Annotated in this window: 17 protein-coding genes; 13 read left to right on the top strand and 4 right to left on the bottom strand. The window is 62.0% G+C overall.

The window, feature by feature from the left end; genetic code table 11:
- Positions 1-93: 93 nt before the first annotated feature.
- From deoD to DY201_RS16665, 4 genes are all read left to right on the top strand, one after another.
- Positions 94-846, top strand: coding sequence for a purine-nucleoside phosphorylase (gene deoD / locus DY201_RS16675; RefSeq protein ID WP_115732154.1), 753 nt, complete (start codon positions 94-96; stop codon positions 844-846).
- 209 nt (positions 847-1,055) lie between these two features.
- On the top strand, positions 1,056-1,208 hold the full coding sequence (locus tag DY201_RS29080; RefSeq protein ID WP_165915934.1) for a hypothetical protein: 153 nt from the start codon (positions 1,056-1,058) through the stop codon (positions 1,206-1,208).
- Between the two features lie 335 nt (positions 1,209-1,543).
- Positions 1,544-2,902, top strand: coding sequence for a DEAD/DEAH box helicase (locus tag DY201_RS16670; RefSeq protein WP_165915957.1), 1,359 nt, complete (start codon positions 1,544-1,546; stop codon positions 2,900-2,902).
- Between the two features lie 103 nt (positions 2,903-3,005).
- Positions 3,006-4,241 (top strand): MFS transporter, encoded by a 1,236-nt coding sequence (locus DY201_RS16665; protein ID WP_115732153.1) that lies wholly within the window; start codon positions 3,006-3,008, stop codon positions 4,239-4,241.
- On the opposite strand, the gene DY201_RS16660 is transcribed toward DY201_RS16665, so the two are convergent.
- Positions 4,214-5,035 carry an SDR family NAD(P)-dependent oxidoreductase gene (locus DY201_RS16660; RefSeq protein ID WP_115732152.1) on the bottom strand — a complete coding sequence of 274 codons (822 nt, stop codon included), beginning with the start codon at positions 5,033-5,035 and terminating at the stop codon, positions 4,214-4,216. The two genes, DY201_RS16665 and DY201_RS16660, sit on opposite strands and share 28 nt — an antisense overlap.
- Positions 5,036-5,252: 217 nt before the next feature.
- Between DY201_RS16660 and DY201_RS16655 the strand changes: the two genes are divergently transcribed.
- From DY201_RS16655 to DY201_RS16625, 7 genes are all read left to right on the top strand, one after another.
- Entirely contained in the window at positions 5,253-6,284 is a 1,032-nt protein-coding gene (locus DY201_RS16655) for a cysteine synthase A (protein ID WP_115732151.1), read from the top strand.
- On the top strand, positions 6,284-7,027 hold the full coding sequence (locus DY201_RS16650) for an alanyl-tRNA editing protein (protein WP_115732150.1): 744 nt from the start codon (positions 6,284-6,286) through the stop codon (positions 7,025-7,027). Before DY201_RS16655 ends, DY201_RS16650 begins: the two co-directional genes overlap by 1 nt.
- A gap of 16 nt (positions 7,028-7,043) precedes the next feature.
- The gene (gene sseA / locus DY201_RS16645; protein WP_115732149.1) at positions 7,044-7,895 is read left to right on the top strand and encodes a 3-mercaptopyruvate sulfurtransferase; all 852 of its coding nucleotides are present in this window, start codon (positions 7,044-7,046) and stop codon (positions 7,893-7,895) included.
- Between the two features lie 2 nt (positions 7,896-7,897).
- On the top strand, positions 7,898-8,461 hold the full coding sequence (locus DY201_RS16640) for a GNAT family N-acetyltransferase (protein ID WP_115732148.1): 564 nt from the start codon (positions 7,898-7,900) through the stop codon (positions 8,459-8,461).
- A 110-nt stretch (positions 8,462-8,571) separates the two neighbouring features.
- Positions 8,572-9,129, top strand: a complete 558-nt coding sequence (locus DY201_RS16635; RefSeq protein ID WP_115732147.1) for an OmpA family protein — start codon at positions 8,572-8,574, stop codon at positions 9,127-9,129.
- A gap of 102 nt (positions 9,130-9,231) precedes the next feature.
- On the top strand, positions 9,232-10,053 hold the full coding sequence (dapB, locus tag DY201_RS16630; RefSeq protein ID WP_115732146.1) for a 4-hydroxy-tetrahydrodipicolinate reductase: 822 nt from the start codon (positions 9,232-9,234) through the stop codon (positions 10,051-10,053).
- A gap of 84 nt (positions 10,054-10,137) precedes the next feature.
- Positions 10,138-10,638 (top strand): DUF1203 domain-containing protein, encoded by a 501-nt coding sequence (locus DY201_RS16625; protein WP_115732145.1) that lies wholly within the window; start codon positions 10,138-10,140, stop codon positions 10,636-10,638.
- Positions 10,639-10,704: 66 nt separating this feature from the next.
- On the opposite strand, the gene DY201_RS16620 is transcribed toward DY201_RS16625, so the two are convergent.
- Positions 10,705-12,018, bottom strand: coding sequence for an outer membrane protein (locus DY201_RS16620; protein WP_115732144.1), 1,314 nt, complete (start codon positions 12,016-12,018; stop codon positions 10,705-10,707).
- 444 nt (positions 12,019-12,462) lie between these two features.
- Entirely contained in the window at positions 12,463-13,578 is a 1,116-nt protein-coding gene (gene ald, locus DY201_RS16615) for an alanine dehydrogenase (protein WP_115732143.1), read from the bottom strand.
- A gap of 155 nt (positions 13,579-13,733) precedes the next feature.
- On the opposite strand from ald, the gene DY201_RS16610 reads away from it, so the two are divergent.
- Together DY201_RS16610 and DY201_RS16605 are read left to right on the top strand one after the other, a co-directional pair.
- Positions 13,734-14,207 carry an Lrp/AsnC family transcriptional regulator gene (locus DY201_RS16610; RefSeq protein ID WP_115732142.1) on the top strand — a complete coding sequence of 158 codons (474 nt, stop codon included), beginning with the start codon at positions 13,734-13,736 and terminating at the stop codon, positions 14,205-14,207.
- A gap of 170 nt (positions 14,208-14,377) precedes the next feature.
- The gene (locus tag DY201_RS16605; RefSeq protein ID WP_115732141.1) at positions 14,378-16,354 is read left to right on the top strand and encodes a bifunctional 2',3'-cyclic-nucleotide 2'-phosphodiesterase/3'-nucleotidase; all 1,977 of its coding nucleotides are present in this window, start codon (positions 14,378-14,380) and stop codon (positions 16,352-16,354) included.
- A gap of 64 nt (positions 16,355-16,418) precedes the next feature.
- Here DY201_RS16605 and DY201_RS16600 read toward each other — a convergent pair whose 3' ends face one another.
- Entirely contained in the window at positions 16,419-17,399 is a 981-nt protein-coding gene (locus DY201_RS16600) for a glycerophosphodiester phosphodiesterase family protein (RefSeq protein ID WP_115732140.1), read from the bottom strand.
- Positions 17,400-17,439: the final 40 nt, after the last annotated feature.

The raw sequence follows: 17,439 nt of genomic DNA, 5'->3' as shown, positions 1-17,439 counted from the left end.
TCTAGCCGGTTTCAGTCTGCCCGATAATTCTATTAGCTTTCCCGTATGTGCTGATCATGCCATCATGCGGGTGAGCGTCGTCGGGGGTGACAGATGCAGACAACGCCGCACAACGAGGCGAAACGAGGCGACTACGCCGAAACCGTTCTATTGCCGGGCGATCCGCAGCGCACCGAATGGATTGCCGCCACCTTCCTAGAGAACGCCCGCTGCGTGAACCGGGTGCGTGGCGCATTGGCATATACCGGCCGCTATCGTGGCCATCCGATCAGCCTGCATACGACCGGCATAGGTGCGCCTTCGCTGGCCATCTATGCCCATGAGTTGCTCGAGACATATGGCGCCAAGACGCTTATCAGGGTCGGCACTTGTGGCGGCCTGGCCGAGCACGTCAAGCTGCGCAGCCTGGTCATTTCGCAATCGTCAAGCGGTGACAGCGCCATCAATCGCCAGCTTTTTGGTGTCTACGACTACGCGCCCAGCGCCGATTTCGAGCTGTTATGCCGCGCAGCCCAACGGGCGGGCGAACTCGGGCTTGATCATCACGTCGGCCAGACGGCCTCGAGTGACGTTTTCTATCACCCCGATGTTCTCGGGCGCTTTGCCGGGCTGCGTGCCCATGGCGCGCTGGCTGTCGATATGGAGACCAACGCGCTGTACACGGTCGCCGCCCGTTTCGGCGCGAAGGCGCTGTCGATCTGTACGGTGGTCGACAGCCTGGTCAACGGCGAGGATACGGATTCGACGGAGCGCCAGGACCTGTTCGCCGACATGGTCCGGCTTGCCCTCGACGTTGCGACCAGCTCTGCGCCGGCTGGGACTGCGCATGGCTTACCCCTGAGGTAGCGTAGTCATGCGGCTGTGCTAACCTGATAACGGCCCCTGTGAGTCGGCCGTTTTCCCGCGTTTCAGATCGATGGTTGGACCTCCGGCAGTGCCGGCAAGTTCCGCGCAAGCTGCGATCCATACCTCGTATCGGGCGTTCTGGTCTGTGTTCGTTGCGTCTCGGCAATCGACAAGGGAACAGCCAAGTGGAACAGTTTGTCGAGGAAAGCATGAAGAGGCGTCTGACCGAGCCGGTCGACATACTCACAGCGGTCAGCATCCTGAAGTCATATGGATATCTGGATGACGAGCTGATCATCGCCATCACCAGGATATTCTACGTCGATTTGGACACGCTCAACGAAGTTGTACGCACCGCCTGAGGTCGGTGCCGGCACTACGTCGCCGACTTGTCATATTGCGATGCAGCATGGATGGCCTTGCATTTTCCTTCCAAATCATCCATATGCGGCGTCATAGGCGCTTGGGCCGGGCTTACGGCTTTCTCCTCAGAGAGACTGGTTGCGTCTGTTTTTACCCTTTCCGGCAACGGGAGGGGTGGAATAGACCCGCGGCATGAGGCCAGCGGGCACGACAGCGCAGCCGAGCGGACGGTCGTCCGCCGCCTTGTCGTTTCACGAGAGATTCCGGCCGGCAGGTTGCGCCCTGCCGCCATTGTTGTTTGTGGCGGAAAGCCGTCACACGAAAGAAGAAGATATTGACGAATGAAACCAATGCGGAGCTGAACGGCTTCGCCAAACTCGGCATTACCGGTGCGCTGCTCAAGGCCACCCAGATGGCCGGATTCAACGAGCCCAAGCCGATCCAGGTCGAGTCGATCCCGGCGCAGCTGGCTGGCCGCGACATTCTTGGAATCGCCCAGACTGGTTCCGGCAAGACTGCGGCGTTCTCGCTGCCGATCCTGTCCAAGATCATGGCGCTCGGCACCAAGCGCCGGCCCAAGACCGCACGCGCGCTGATCCTGGCGCCGACGCGTGAACTCGCCGTGCAGATCGAAGACACCATCAAGGTGCTCGCCAAGGGTGCGCATGTCTCGACCGCGCTGGTTCTCGGCGGCGTGTCACGTTTCTCGCAGGTCAAGAAGATCGCTCCGGGCGTCGATGTGTTGATTGCCACGCCCGGCCGACTGACCGATCTCGTCCGCGAAGGCGACCTCGTGCTGGCCGATACAGAGTGGCTCGTCCTCGACGAAGCCGATCGTATGCTCGACATGGGCTTCATCAATGACGTCAAGCGCATCGCCAAGGCGACTTCGCGCAACCGTCAGACCGCGCTGTTTTCGGCGACCATGCCGCAGGAGATCGCGGAACTGGCGCAGGGCCTGCTCAAGGATCCGATCCGCGTCGAGGTTGCACCGCAGAGCACCACGGCAGCCGAAATCCGCCAGAGCATCATCCTTGCCCGGACCAAGCAGAAGCGTCAGATCCTGGCAAAGATGCTGGCCGACGATGCCATGACGTCGGTCCTGGTCTTCGCCCGCACCAAGCATGGCGCCGACCGCGTCGTGAAGGATTTGGACCGCGACGGCTTTCCGGCCGCCGTCATCCACGGCAACAAGTCGCAGAACGCGCGCCAGGCGGCACTCAACGGCTTCCGCGCCGGCAAGGTCCGCATCCTAGTCGCCACCGATATCGCGGCACGCGGCATCGACGTCCCAGGCATCAGCCATGTCGTGAACTTCGACCTGCCGGATGAGGCTGAAAGCTACGTCCATCGCATCGGCCGCACTGGCCGCAACGGCGCCAACGGCATCGCGGTCACGCTGGTTGACCCCTCGGAAAACTCCAAGCTGCGGCAGGTCGAGCGCATCATCCGCATGAAGCTGACGATCGACGCCGACCATCTTGGTGAACCCGATCCGGCGCGTCCGGCCGGCGAGCCGCGCGGTTTCGCGCCGGCCAACGATCGTGGTGAGCGCGAGGAGCGCCGGCCCAACGGTCAGCGTCCGCGTGGCAACAACAGCGGCAAGCCAAAGGGCGATCGGCCGCATGGAAATGCGCCCAAGGCCGGCAAGCGTCGCTTCGGCGCGCGCAAGCCGAATACGCGCGCAGCGTAAGCTGTGCAGCAGATCGGGCCGGATTGGTCCATTTGCTACATGGCATGAATAGGTTAGGGCGGTCGGGGCGGTGCTTCGGCCGCCCTTTCGTTTGAGGGATGGAATGGCCGGAATAGCGACGCTCGCAATCGCTTATGTGCTGTCCCAGTTCTATCGCTCGTTCCTGGCGGTGCTGACGCCGGCACTCACTGCTGAGCTCGGCGCCACCAAGGCCCAGCTGTCTTTCGCCTCGGGCGCGTTCTTCATCACCTTTGCCCTGGCGCAATTTGCCATCGGCGTTTCGCTCGACCGCTTCGGCCCACGACGCACCGCCTCGACGCTGCTTCTGTTTGGCGGCGGTGGCGGCGCCTTCGTCTTTGCCTCTGCAACGGCTCCCTGGATGGTCATCGCAGCCATGGCGATGATCGGCATCGGCTGCGCGCCGGTGCTGATGTCGTCGCTGTTCATCTTCGCGCGCATATTTTCCATCGCCCGTTTTGCCGTGCTCGCGTCGTGGATGGTGGCTTTCGGCACCGCCGGTAACGTCATCGGCGCGGCACCGCTGGCACAGGCGGCCGAGGCGTTCGGCTGGCGGCCGGTCATGGCCGGCCTCGGCGTCATCACCATTGCAGCTGCACTTGCCGTGCTCGTCATGGTGCGCGATCCGAAGTCGCCGGAGGGCATGGAACAGGGCAATGTCGGCTTTGCAGGCTATCTCGAATTGCTGCGGATGCGGGTTCTATGGCCGATCATTCCTCTGACCGCCATAAACTATGCCCCAACGACAGGCATCAGAGGCCTCTGGTCGGGCCCTTATCTTGTCGATGTCTACGGTGCCGACGCGCTGCTGATCGGGCAGGTGACGTTCTTCATGGCGCTCGCCATGGTTGCCGGCGCCTTTGTCTATGGCCCGCTCGACACCATGTTTCGCACCCGGAAATGGGTTGCGGTTGTCGGCAATACTATCGGCCTCGCGGCGATCCTCTATCTCGCGCTGAATGTCGTCTCAGGCATAAGCACCGTCACCGTCATCTTTGTCATCATCGGTGTGACCGGCGGCAGTTACGGCCTGCTGATGGCGCATGCGCGTGCATTCCTGCCGGCGCAGCTGATCGGGCGCGGGGTTACGCTGATGAACTTCTTCTCCATCGGCGGTGTCGGCTTGATGCAGTTTGCGACGGGCGCCGTCGTCACTGCAAATATGGCGCCGGGCGAACCAACGGCAGCCTATTCGGCATTGTTTTGGTTCTACGTGCTGATGCTCGGGGCCGCGATTTTCATCTACCTCTGGGCGCGCGATGCAAAACCAGAGCCTTTGGCCATCACCGCGGCTCAGTCGAAGCTCGAGCGCCTGAGGTAGATCATTGGCTCTGCCTTCCACCGCGTGGCAACGCGAAGCGCCTTTTCACGCAGCGGTCGCGGCAGCAGGAACAACAGCTTCATCGCCCAGGTCAGGCGGCGCGGGAAGGTGACCTCGAAACCGCTCTTGCGTATTGCCTTGCAGATACGCTCGGCGGCAGCTTCGACCGGCATCATTGCCGGCATGTAATAGGCACTCTTTTCGGTCAGCGGCGTGTCGATGAAGCCGGGATTCATGATCTGCGTGCGGATGTTCATCTTGTCGAAGTCGAACTTCAGCGCCTCGGCGATGAGGTTGACGGCTGCCTTTGTGGCGCCATAGGCAGCTGTCGTCGGCCAGCCGAAATAACAACTGATCGAGCCCATGAACACGATATGTCCGCGACCGCGATTGCGCATCCGCTCGATCACCGGAACCAGGCCATTGAGGACGCCGAAGACGTTGACGGCAAAGCTCTGGCGGAAGGCTTCCATGCGCAGGTTCTCGCCCGTCACGGGCATGTAGGATCCGGCATTGAAGATCGCGAGCACGATCGGGCCGGCCTGCTCTTCGATCGCGGCGACCGCGGCAGCCATTCCAGCCTCGTCGGTGACATCGGATGGAAACGCCAGCACCTTGCCGGCCATGCTGCGAGTTTCCTCGATCAACGTGTCGATCGGATCGTTGGCCCGGACGGTGACGGCAACCGTGTAGCCTTCTTTTGCCAGCAAGCGGGCCACGCTGCGGCCAATACCGGTGCTGCCGCCGGTAATCCACGCGACCCCGTGTTCCGGGTCGGCCCGGTATGTGCTCACTTCTAACCTCTGGGCAGGAGTTATTGCGTAGCTCTAGCGGGGTGGCATGCATATGGAAAGGCTGTTTTAGGAAGTGCCATGTTGATGGTGTGTCGGCCGGTCGGGCAGGGATCTTGCGCGCGTTGACGCACAGATGCGACTGGTCCAGAGAATTTCATCCCTTGAAAGCGCGGGCTCACATTTCTAGGGTTCTCAGGCGAATTAGGAAGGAATCTTCATGCGCTCGGTGATCGATGCCATCGGCAATACGCCTCTCATCCGCCTCAAGCGGGCCTCGGAGGAAACCGGCTGCGAGATACTTGGCAAGGCCGAGTTCATGAACCCGGGGCAATCGGTCAAGGATCGCGCCGGTCTGTTCATCATTCGCGATGCGGAAAAGCGCGGTCTGCTGCGGCCAGGCGGGGTCATCGTCGAGGGTACGGCCGGCAATACGGGCATCGGCCTGACGGTTGTCGCCAAGGCGCTCGGCTACCGCACCGTCATCGTCATTCCCGACACGCAGAGCCAGGAGAAGAAGGACGCGCTGCGACTGCTCGGCGCCGAACTCATCGAAGTCCCGGCCGTTCCCTACAAGAACCCGAACAACTACGTGAAGGTTTCCGGTCGCCTGGCCGAGCAACTGGCGAAAACCGAGCCGAACGGCGCCATCTGGGCCAATCAGTTCGATAACGTCGCCAACCGCGAAGGCCATATCCGCACCACGGCCGAGGAAATCTGGCAGCAGACCGGCGGCAAGGTTGACGGTTTCGTTTCGGCCGTCGGCACCGGCGGCACGCTTGCGGGCGTAGCGATCGGGCTGAAGGCAAAGAGTGCTGCCGTGAAGATCGCAATCGCCGACCCTCTCGGGGCAGCACTCTACAGCTACTACACCTCGGGCGAATTGAAAGCCGAAGGCAGTTCGATCACCGAAGGCATCGGCCAGGGCCGGATCACCGCCAATCTGGAAGATTTCACACCGGATTTTTCGTACCAGATCCCCGACGAGGAAGCATTGCCGATCGTCTTCGGGCTGATCCAGGAAGAGGGTATCTGCGTTGGCGGCTCGACCGGCATCAACATTGCCGGCGCGATCCGGCTGGCACGACAGCTCGGCCCAGGGCACACCATCGTGACGGTCCTTGCTGATTTCGGCACGCGCTACCAGTCCAAGCTGTTCAATCCTGATTTCCTGCGTAGCAAGAGCCTGCCGGTGCCCGATTGGATGGAGACCGAGCCCAACATTTCGGTGCCGTTCGAGCAGGTGGCGTGATGGCATTTTCGACCGAGGCGGTCTTTCGCGACGATTCCTATCTGCGCGAGACCGAGGCCAATGTCGTCGGCATCAACGAACGCGGCGGCATCATTCTCGACCGGACGATCTTTTATGCCACTTCGGGCGGCCAGCCGGGCGACACCGGTATCCTGGTCCGCGCCGACGGCAGTCGCATTGCCGTTGCGGCCACGATCACAGGCGAAAGCAAGGACGAGATCATCCATGTGCCGGCGCTGGAACAGGCGGTACCCGACGTCGGCGAGCGCCTGAGACTGGCGATCGACTGGCCGCGCCGACTGCTTTTGATGCGCATGCACGCGGCCTGCCATCTGCTGACGGTGGTTTGTCCGTACCCCATCACCGGCGCGTCGGTCGGCGAGGACGATTCGCGCGTCGATTTCGACATTCCTGACGCAGGATTCACCAAGGAAGACGTGACGGCCAGGCTGATGGAGTTGGTCCGCGCCAACCATCCGATTTATGCGAGCTGGATTTCCGACGCCGAGCTTGCCGCCAATCCGACGCTGGTGAAGTCGAAAAACGTGCGCCCGCCATCCGGCACCGGCAAGATCAGGCTCGTCTGCATCGGCGAAAATGCCTCGATCGACAGCCAGCCCTGCGGCGGAACCCATGTCGCCAGCACCGCCGAAATCGGCGAGATCCATATCGGCAAGATCGAAAAGAAGGGGCGGGAGAACCGCCGCTTCCGCATCCGCTTCGGCGCGATGCCCGCCAACTGAACCTGGAGACGTTGCCATGAGTGACAAGAGCGCTTTCGTCATCGATGCGGATTGGCTGGAAAAACGGCTGGGCACGCCCGGCTTGTCGATCGTCGACGCGTCCTGGTACATGCCGGCACAGAAACGCGACCCGCGCGCCGAATATGACGCCGCCCACATTCCCGGCGCCGTGTTCTTTGACCAGGACCTGGTCGTCGATCCGGACTCGGCCCTGCCGCACACGCTGCCCTCGCCGTCGCTGTTTGCCCGCTTCGCCGGCTCAATGGGCATTTCGGCCGACGATACCATCGTCATCTATGACGGTCCGGGCTTTCAGACAGCGCCACGCGTCTGGTGGATGTTCCGCATCATGGGCGTGTTTCAGGTCTACATTCTCGATGGCGGCTTCGACCGCTGGAAGGCGTCTGGGCGCCCGGTGACTGCCGAGCCAACCAAGACCGCGCCCGGCGTGTTCCACGTCGACTACGACGCATCGAAGGTCGTTTCGCTGGCCGAGATGCGCAAGATCGTTGCATCAGGCAGCGCCCAGATCGCCGATGCCCGTTCCGCCGGGCGGTTCGAGGGCGCCGATCCGGAGCCGCGCGCTGGCCTGCGTTCCGGCCACATGCCGGGCGCGCGCAGTGTGCCTTCGGTGACGCTGTCGGAGAATGGCGAGCTTCTGCCGCTCGACCGCCTGAAGGCAACGCTCGAGGCGGCGGGGCTCGATCTGTCGAAGCCTGTCGTCACTTCCTGCGGCTCGGGTGTTACCGCTGCTGTCATCACCCTTGCGCTGCAATCGCTCGGGCATGGCGACGTCAGGCTTTACGATGGTTCCTGGACCGAATGGGGCGGCATGTCCGACACGCCTGTTGTGACGGGGAAAGCGTGAGCATGGCCGTCGACCGCAGCGAGAACATCGAGGTGACGGTCACCTTTCTGGAAATGCATGTCCCGCCGGCTTACAGGCCGCCGCTGCCGGTCAATCGCCAGATCGCTCTCCTCAGGACGCGCGAGATCCCGCTGCATTTCTACCGCTACCTTGCCGACCGGGTTGGTCGCAAATGGCATTGGGTCAACAGTCTGAGGCTCAATGACGAAGAACTTGCCGCCGGTCTGCATCGCGAGGACCGCGACATCCGGGTGCTTTATCTCGATGGCGCGCCGGCGGGCTTCATGGACATCAAGCCGCATTTGCCCGACGAGGTCGAACTCGCCTATTTCGGCATGATGGAGCACGCCACCGGGCAAGGTATTGGCCGCTGGTTCCTGGGGGCTGCGATCGGAGCAGCGTGGTCCTACAGGCCACAAAAGGTGACGGTGCAGACCTGCACGCTCGACCATCCCGCAGCCCTGCCGCTGTACCAGAAAATGGGTTTCACGCCGGTCGCGCAGAAAACCGAGACAGTTCGGACGATGACCTTCGCCGAACGTTCGGCAAGCGTGATGCGGCCGTGATGGCGCACAACATCGGCTGAACCGCCCGTTCATCGCTGCTTCAGGTCGGTTCTGGCATTTTCCGCGCATCAGATCCGACCGGACGGTCGAAATATGCAAGGAGATTGAGGATGTTGAACCGCCGTACGCTAGCCGCCGCGCTGATCGCCGTGCTTGCTGCGCCTTCGCTCGCTGCCGCGCAGGCGACGACGCCGTCTGCGTCGCAGATCGAACGCCAGCTTCAGGCGGCGCCGACGATGAAGCTCAAGCCCAACCAGCGCGTCACCGTACGTGAATTCAAGCGCCGGCCCGACCTGCGCCGCATGGCCCCGTCGATCGATATCCAGTCGATCAACTTCGCCTTCGGCTCGGCCGAGGTGCCTTATTCGCAATATGGCAAGGTCGAGAACATCGCCAACGCGCTGGACCGCATCCTGCGCCGCGACCCCGATGCGCGCGTGCTGATCGAGGGCCATACCGATGCCGTCGGTTCGTTTCAGTCGAACCAGGCCTTGTCGGAGCGCCGCGCCGCCTCGCTGAAGCAGACCCTGGTGCGTGAGTTCGGCATCCCGCGCTATGCGCTGGAAACAGTCGGTTATGGCGAAGAATTCCTGCTGGTGCCGACCCAGAACGAGAACTGGCGCAACCGCCGCGTCACGCTGCGCCGCTACGACGCATTCATCCGCTAGCTTCGAGCGCAGTACCCGTCAAAAGAGAGCCCGGCTTGCGAGAGCCGGGCTTTATTTGCATTCTTCGATGTAGTATACAGTATACCAAATCGGAGACGGAAGATGACGATCAGAGTGGTGATGGCCGGCGCCACCGGCTGGGTTGGCAAGGCGCTTGTACCGGCAATTCAGGGGCAGAACGACATGCGGCTCGTCGGTGCGGTCGCGCGCAGAGCTGCCGGCCATGACGTCGGTGTGGCAACGGGTGGCCAGCCGAGCGGCCAGATGATCAGTGCCTCTCTTGGCGAGGCCTTGGCGGCACCCTGCGACGTGGTCGTCGACTACACTAAACCGGTAGCCGTCAGGGATCATGCCATGCTCGCCATATCGCGCGGCTGCCACGTCGTCATCGGCACATCAGGACTGAGGGCTGCCGACTACCGCGAGATCAATGCGGCGTCCCGCGCCAATGGCGTCGGCGTCGTTGCCGCCGGGAACTATTCCATCACGGCTACCTTGATGAAGAGGTTTGCGCTGATGGCGGCGCAATATGTGCCCGACGTCGAAATCATCGACTATGCCAGTGCGAGAAAGGCCGATGCGCCCTCGGGCACCGCGCTCGAGTTGGCCGAAACGCTGTCCGAGATTCGCGGCGCACCGACTGCCTTGCCGACCTCCGAGATTTACGGCCATCCGGAGGCCCGCGGCGCGACGCTGGGCGAGGGCACGGCAGTGCAGGTCCATTCGCTGCGCCTGCCTTCCTATCAACTGTCCTGCGAAGCCGTTTTCGGTCTGCCTGAGGAGCGGCTGACCATCCGCCACGATGCCGGCACTTCGGCAGTGCCTTACGTCGCCGGCACCCTGCTTGCCGTTCGCCGGGTGCGCGAATTCACCGGCCTGGTCAGGGTGCTCGACGCGCTGATGGACGAAACGCTGTCTGTTTAGGAACAGGTGGACGTAGGAAATCGGGTGGGCGCATGCCTGCGCTCGCCATAGCTTGCGACAATCGATCAACGAGGGATTGTCGTTATGAGCATCATTTTCCATGGCCTGCCCACAGAGGCGGTGCGGGCACTCCAGCAGGGCGGCGCCGACGCCTATGGCATGAAGCCAGAGCGCAGGGTCTCCGATGGCGACGGCGTGCCGTGCCGTCATTGTCTGACCAATGTCGCTGCCGGAAAGGGTTATCTCATTCTTGCCTACAGGCCGTTTCCGGCAGTTCAGCCTTATGCCGAAACCGGGCCGATCTTTCTGCATGCCGAAGAATGCCCGCGCGCGCCAGAAGCGGCAGAATTGCCTGAACTGTTCACCCGGACCAGGGACTACATCCTGCGCGGCTACAGCGCCGACGATCGTATCGTCTATGGCACGGGGGCGGTGACGCCGACGCCCGAAATCCGTGAGCGCGCCGAAACGCTGCTCCAGCGGCCTGACGTGGCTTACGTGCACATGCGCTCGGCAAAGAACAATTGCTACCAGTGCCGGATCGAACTGGACCAAGCCGGCAAATCGAGTGGCGCTGCTATCTGATTGAACTGCAAACAAAAAACCCGCCGCATCGCTGCGGCGGGTTGGGGCCGTTTGCCTGAAACGGTCTCAGTTGAACTTGTACTTCGCACCCACGCGGACAGTGTGGAAGGCGGGAACCGTTTCCCACATGCCGCCGCTGTCATAGTCCTGACCTTCATACTTCGAGTAGCGATACTCGAGGTTGACAGACATGTTGTTGGTGACAGCCGTTTCGAGACCGCCACCGACCGAGAAGCCGCCGACGCTCCAGTCTCTGGTTTCCGACAGGCCGCCGAAGCTGACTTCTTCCTTCACATGCTGCCAGCTGTAGCCGCCCAGCACATAGGCAAGCGTCGACTCGTTCAGCTTGGCACCGACACGGGCCAGAATGTCGAAACCATAATCTGCCTTGCCTTCGTACTTGGGGCCGCCAAGAGCCGACATGTCGAACAGCTGCGTGGTCATTCCGGAGTAACGACCGTCGACCATGATGCCGACGACCCAGTTGCCGTTCAGTTCGTGGTCGTAGCCCACGCTCAGCTCGCCGAAGGCGCCTTCGCCGCCGATACCATTGAACGAGGCCGCACCGCCGCCAAGGTTGATCTCGTCGGTAATGGCGCCTGCGCCGAGCGCGCCGCCGACGTAAAAGCCGGTCCAGCTATAGGCGGGTGCTGCGAATGACGTGCCGCCGCCATTCTGACCGCCGAAGCGGTAGTTGGCGCCGACATGGAAGGTGTGGGTGGTCGGCGCGACGTTGAGCAGGCCGGTGCCGCCCAGGTCGACGACAGTGTCATTGCCATAGTTGGCGTAGCGATATTCGGACTTGAGGGTCCAGTTGCCGCTGACCACGGTTTCAAGGCCGACGCCGAGCACATAGCCGCTTCGGCTTTCGTCGAACTCGAAAGGCGTGCCGACGATCGAGCCGTCGAGCTTGAACTGCTGCCAGCTGTAACCGCCGAGCACATAGCCAAGCGTCGTCGGCGTCAGAAGATAGCCGGCGCGTGCGGCGACATCGAAGCCGTAGGTGTTGTTGAGCGTTGCGTCGGCAAAACCGCCATCAGCCTCGAGCGAAAGGCCGATATTGCCGAAATGGCCATCGGCAAATGCGCCGAGCAGGAACCGGTCCGACACCATGTAGTCGTAGCCGACCGTCACTTCACCGAAGACGCCGCCGCCACCGAGGTCGGGCAGGCCGATGCGCTCCGGACCGTTTGGATTTGCAATCTCCAGGCCATGCTTGACGGCACCGACGCCGCCACCGAAGCCGACATAGACACCGCTCCAGTTGAAGCCTGCCGCCGGTGCTTCCGCCACTGAATCAGCGGCAAAGGATGCCGAGTTGATTGCAACGGCCGACACAGCGCCAAGCAACAGCGCCTGCCAAGTCTTACCAAATGTCATAATTTACTACCCCAACCTTACCCAATGTCGCCTTGATAGCACGCCCAGGTTGCTTGCAGTGCAACTAAAATGTCACACCCACAGGCAATTTAGCTTCCCAGCATGAACGTCTGGACCAGGAATTGTCCTCATGCACCAATGGCTTGGCAGCAAAACTTGCTGTTGTACGGCGGCCTTTGTCGCCGAAAGCCAACGCCGCTGCCCGGCTTGTCCGGGAAGAGGGGATTTCCAAGGTCTTGCGAACGTCCATATTGCGGCCCCAGGCAGTCATGGCACGCTTGCGTTGCGTTTGATGCAGCGAAGATGTCACGTGCGGGTAAATCCGTGCCGACGCGCAGACTATTTTTGGTAGTATCCTGCGGAGGCGGTGCGGGCGAGGGCTCTACGGGCGAGAAAAAGCCCGCCGCATCGCTGCGGCGGGCGCTTGATTCCTTCCCGAAAGAATCAGGCGGCCAGAGCCGACTTGGCTTCGGTCATCTCGTAGCCGAGCGCTTCGGCGACGGCGCGATTGGTAATCCGGCCACGGTGGACGTTGAGGCCGTTGCGCAGATGCGGTTCATCGGCCAATGCCTTGAGGCCGCGGTCGGCAAGCGCCAGGCCATAGTGCAGCGTGGCGTTGTTGAGTGCGTGCGCCGACGTGACCGGCACAGCTCCCGGCATGTTGGCGACGCAATAGTGGATGATGCCGTTGACCTCGTAGGTCGGATCGGCATGAGTGGTGGCTTGCGAGGTTTCGAAGCAACCGCCCTGGTCGATGGCGACATCGACAAGGACCGCGCCCTTCTTCATGCCTGACAGCATTTCGCGGCTGACCAGCTTGGGCGCGGCAGCGCCTGGAATGAGCACGGCACCGATGATGAGGTCGGCCGAGAAGCATTCTTCTTCTAGAGCCTCGACCGTCGAATAGCGCGTGTGGACCCGGCCGGCGAACAGATCGTCGAGCTGGCGCAGGCGCGGAATCGAGCGGTCGATGATGCTGACGTCGGCGCCGAGCCCGGCCGCCATCCGTGCGGCATGCAGACCGACGACGCCGCCGCCGATGACCGCGACCTTGCCCGGCAGCACGCCCGGCACGCCGCCGAGCAGCACGCCGCGGCCGCCATGAGCCTTCTGCAGCGCCGTCGCACCCGCCTGGATTGCCAGGCGCCCGGCAACCTCGGACATCGGCGCCAGCAGCGGCAGCCCGCCGCGCTCATCGGTCACCGTCTCATAGGCGACTGCGGTGACGCCAGAGCCAAGCAATCCCTTGGTCTGTTCCAGATCGGGTGCAAGATGCAGATATGTATAGAGGATCTGGCCGTCGCGCAGTTGTGCCCATTCCCTGGGTTGCGGTTCCTTGACCTTCACGATCATGTCGGAGCGGGTAAAGACCTCCTCGGCGGTTTTGGCTATCTGGGCACCGGCGGCGCGATATGCATTGTCGTCGGCGCCAATTCCTGAGCCGGCGCCGGTTTCGACCAAGACCTCGTGGCCGTGGGCGACATATTCGCGAACCGAACCGGGCGTCAGACCGACACGGTACTCATGATTCTTGATTTCCTTGGGACAACCTACGCGCATCTTCCTGCTCCTCCGCAGCCATTTTGGCCATCTCTCCCTAATGACGAAGTCAATCACGAATCGTTCCGAATATGTTTGCGAAAACGGTTGCGCCACCATGGGTTGTTCGATAATTTTTGCGCCTATCCTCTGTATTATCGAAGGAAATTCGAAGAATGCCGTTGGACAGGATCGATATCGCCATTCTGGACGCACTTCAGAAGGATGGGCGGATGCCCAACGCGGCGTTGGCCGAAAAGATCGGGCTGTCGCAGTCGGCGTGCTCGCGGCGCCTCGACAATCTCGAGAAGTCGGGCATCATCAGTGGCTATCACGCCCGTCTCTCGAATGTCGCGCTCGGTCACCAGATGACGGTGATCGTCCACATTTCGCTGTCGGGGCAATTCGAGAAGACGCTTTCGGATTTCGAGGTCGCGGTGAAGCGTTGTCCCAACATCCTGTCATGCCATCTGATGTCGGGTGAGTATGATTACATCCTTCGCATCGCGGCCCGCGATCTGCCCGACTACGAGCGCATCCACAAGGAGTGGCTGTCGGCGATGCCGCATGTCACCAAGATCAATTCATCCTTCGCCCTGCGCGAGATCGTCGATCGCACCGTTATGGGAATAAGGCCGGATCTGCTCTGAGCAGAAACAAACCAGGCCGAAATGGGCGGCATCGCGCTGGACCAATCCATTCCCCGAGTGATGTCGCGAGGCTGTCATACGAGTCGGCTGGACTCGTGTGAATTTTGGCGCGACATTTGATCTTTGGGACGCCGGCTAAATACTGTCAGTTCATTTCCTGGAGAATGAAAATGTCCAACGTGAATCAACCTGTTTCTCGTCGTTCTTTCCTAGCGGGATCGGCTGCAGCGGGTGCACTTGTGATGCTCCATCCCTTTTCGGCACGCGCCCAGGCAAATCAGGCGCATCTCCGCATCATGGAAACCACCGACCTGCACGTCCATGTGTTTCCCTATGACTACTATGCCGACAAGCCGAACGACACGATGGGCGTTGCACGCACGGCTTCGATCATCGACGCCATCCGCGCTGAAGCCGCCAACTCGATCCTGGTCGACAATGGCGATTTCCTGCAGGGCAATCCGATGGGCGACTACATGGCCTATCAGCGCGGCATGAAGGATGGCGACGTCCATCCAATCATCAAGGCGATGAACACGCTGGGCTATGATTGCTCGACGCTGGGCAACCACGAGTTCAACTATGGCCTCGACTACATGTTCAAGGTCCTCGCCGGCGCAAACTTCCCCGTCGTCTGCTCCAACCTGACAAAGGGCGAACTGGCGGCTGACGCGACCAAGGACGAGTTGTTCCTCAAGCCCTATGTGATCCTCGACAAGAAGGTGAAGGATGGCTCAGGCGCCGAGCATCCGATCCGCATCGGCCTGATCGGCTTCGTGCCGCCCCAGGTGATGACCTGGGATTCGCGCCATTTGCACGGCAAGGCGATGACCCGCGACATCGTCAAGGCAGCCCAGGCCTGGGTGCCTGAGATCCGCGAGCAGGGCGCCGACATCGTCATCGCGCTCTCGCACTCCGGCATGGGAACGCCGCAGGCCGCCGAAAATCTCGAAAACGCCTCCATCCTGCTTGCCGGCGTCGACGGTATCGATGCGATCGTCACCGGTCACAGCCATCTCGACTTTCCCGGACCGAAGTTCGACAAGGTGGAGGGCCTCGACAACGCCAAGGGTACGATCAACGGCAAGCCGGGTGTGATGGGCGGCTTCTGGGGCTCGCATCTCGGCCTGATCGACCTGTTGCTCGAGCGCGATGGCAATGCCTGGAAAGTGGTCAGCTCGACCAGCGAGGCGCGTCCGATCTCCAAGCGCGTCGACAAGAAGGTGGTGCCGACGGTGGAGAGCAAGCCCGCGGTCGAGGCAGCCGCGAAGGAGGAGCATGAAGCGACGCTCGCCTATGTGCGCACGCCCGTCGGCAAGACGTCGGCGCCGCTCTATTCCTATTTCGCGCTGGTTGCCGACGACCCCTCGGTCCAGATCGTGAGCCAGGCACAGATCTGGTACATCAAGGACATGCTCAAGGACACCGAGCATAAGGAGCTGCCGGTTCTCTCGGCCGCGGCTCCTTTCAAGTCGGGCGGGCGTGGCGGGCCGGACTACTACACCGACGTTCCGGCCGGCGCCGTCGCGATCAAGAACGTCGCCGACCTCTATCTTTACCCCAATACGGTGCAGGCGGTGGCGGTGACCGGCGCCCAGGTCAAGGAATGGCTGGAGATGTCGGCCGGCATCTTCAACAAGATTGAACCAGGCAAGGCCGACCAGGTGCTGATCAATCCCGACTTCCCGTCCTACAATTTCGACGTCATTGACGGCGTGACCTACAAGATCGATCTGGCGCAGCCGCCAAAATACGATCCGAAGGGTGCGGTACTGGAAGCGAGCTCCAATCGCATCGTCGATCTGATGTTCGAGGGCAAGCCTATCGATCCCGCAGCGAAATTCGTTGTTGCGTCGAACAACTACCGCGCTGGCGGCGGGGGCAACTTCCCCGAGATCAATGCGTCGAAGCTTGTCTTCGAGGCGCCCGACACCAACCGCGACGTGATCGTGCGCTACATCGTCGACCAGGGCACGATCAATCCGTCGGCCGATTCCAACTGGTCGTTTGCCCCGGTGGCGGGGGCCTCTGTGATTTTCGAAACCGGGCCCAAGGCCAAGGACCACATATCAGAGGTCAAGGCGGTCAAGATCGAGCCGGCGGGCGACGGTGCTGAGGGTTTCGCGAAGTATCGCATCACGCTTTGAGATTTGGCGGATCGGGAAGGCGGCCGGAGGGATCCGGCCGCCCTTTCGTTTGCACAAGGGCCGGTCAGTTGGCCCGGCGTTCGATCGCCGGCATGACCAGATCCAGTGCATCGGTGGAAATGCCGCCCGAATAGCCAGCCGGCAGCGTCTCGATCATGGCGGGATCATCGATGCCGTCAGAAAATCCGCCGCCGTCATAGGGCCCGAACAAGTAGACATTGGTGCCGGCGTTTTCCATCCGGTCGAGCAAACGATTCGGCCAACCCCATAGCCAGGGGGCAATGTTGATTGGAATGCCCAGTGTCGTGCCCCTGCAGTCCTCCGGCACGTAGCCGCTCCAGCCTAGTCCTGCGTAGCGCAGCAAGCAGCGCGTCAGCGATTTCTTGCTGAGCGTACGCATGCCGGGCAGGGTGGCCTTGATTGCCTGCAACGGCCTGTCGCCGCCAACTACGGTCAAAGCTGCCTGGCGTTCCGGGGGCAAGGCCGAAAGAAAGGTCGCCATTGCCTCGCCGTCCTTGGCGTCGTTACTTTTGACGTTGATGTGGAAGCGCCGATCAGGGAATTGCTCCATCACCTCGTCGAGCGAGGGCATCAGGCCGACGCCTTGGCCGCGAAAGGGATAGGTCTTGCCGCCGTCGGCGGTGTAGCCGTAGCCGACGTCAAGCTTCTTGAGGTCTGACATCGAATGGCTGCGCGTCTCGCCGCTGCCTTCGGTACGGCAGTCCACCGTCCAGTCGTGGAATACCGCGAACTTGCCGTCGGTGGTGGCATGCACATCGAGTTCCAGCACGTCGGCGCCGCGCGCGAAGGCGGCGTCCATCGAGCGTATCGTGTTTTCGAGATAATCGTGCCGTGCTGGAAGCATGCGCCCGGCGGTGCAGGTCTCACCGGTCAGCCCGGTGCGGTCGTATTCCTGCGCCAGCCCGCGATGGGCAAGGACGACCGGCTTGCCGCCAGGACGGTTGGAAAGCAACGACGCGTTGTTGATGTAGACTGCTCCGGCAAGGGCGAGCGTTGAAAGAAGAAAAAGGCTGCGTTTGCGCATGACTTGATTCGCTCCGACGCTGTGTGCGGAGCCAGATTCA

This window comes from Aminobacter aminovorans, from assembly GCF_900445235.1.
Taxonomy (GTDB): domain Bacteria; phylum Pseudomonadota; class Alphaproteobacteria; order Rhizobiales; family Rhizobiaceae; genus Aminobacter; species Aminobacter aminovorans.
This window is presented reverse-complemented; position numbering and strand designations above follow the sequence as displayed.

What these genes read in the sequence shown, in the direction of transcription:
- deoD (WP_115732154.1), top strand. Translation starts at nt 94, where the DNA reads ATGCAGACAACGCCGCACAACGAGGCGAAACGAGGCGACTACGCCGAA.
- DY201_RS29080 (WP_165915934.1), top strand. Translation starts at nt 1,056, where the DNA reads ATGAAGAGGCGTCTGACCGAGCCGGTCGACATACTCACAGCGGTCAGC.
- DY201_RS16665 (WP_115732153.1), top strand. Translation starts at nt 3,006, where the DNA reads ATGGCCGGAATAGCGACGCTCGCAATCGCTTATGTGCTGTCCCAGTTC.
- DY201_RS16655 (WP_115732151.1), top strand. Translation starts at nt 5,253, where the DNA reads ATGCGCTCGGTGATCGATGCCATCGGCAATACGCCTCTCATCCGCCTC.
- DY201_RS16650 (WP_115732150.1), top strand. Translation starts at nt 6,284, where the DNA reads ATGGCATTTTCGACCGAGGCGGTCTTTCGCGACGATTCCTATCTGCGC.
- sseA (WP_115732149.1), top strand. Translation starts at nt 7,044, where the DNA reads ATGAGTGACAAGAGCGCTTTCGTCATCGATGCGGATTGGCTGGAAAAA.
- DY201_RS16640 (WP_115732148.1), top strand. Translation starts at nt 7,898, where the DNA reads ATGGCCGTCGACCGCAGCGAGAACATCGAGGTGACGGTCACCTTTCTG.
- DY201_RS16635 (WP_115732147.1), top strand. Translation starts at nt 8,572, where the DNA reads ATGTTGAACCGCCGTACGCTAGCCGCCGCGCTGATCGCCGTGCTTGCT.
- dapB (WP_115732146.1), top strand. Translation starts at nt 9,232, where the DNA reads ATGACGATCAGAGTGGTGATGGCCGGCGCCACCGGCTGGGTTGGCAAG.
- DY201_RS16625 (WP_115732145.1), top strand. Translation starts at nt 10,138, where the DNA reads ATGAGCATCATTTTCCATGGCCTGCCCACAGAGGCGGTGCGGGCACTC.
- DY201_RS16620 (WP_115732144.1), bottom strand. Translation starts at nt 12,018, where the DNA reads ATGACATTTGGTAAGACTTGGCAGGCGCTGTTGCTTGGCGCTGTGTCG.
- ald (WP_115732143.1), bottom strand. Translation starts at nt 13,578, where the DNA reads ATGCGCGTAGGTTGTCCCAAGGAAATCAAGAATCATGAGTACCGTGTC.
- DY201_RS16610 (WP_115732142.1), top strand. Translation starts at nt 13,734, where the DNA reads ATGCCGTTGGACAGGATCGATATCGCCATTCTGGACGCACTTCAGAAG.
- DY201_RS16605 (WP_115732141.1), top strand. Translation starts at nt 14,378, where the DNA reads ATGTCCAACGTGAATCAACCTGTTTCTCGTCGTTCTTTCCTAGCGGGA.
- DY201_RS16600 (WP_115732140.1), bottom strand. Translation starts at nt 17,399, where the DNA reads ATGCGCAAACGCAGCCTTTTTCTTCTTTCAACGCTCGCCCTTGCCGGA.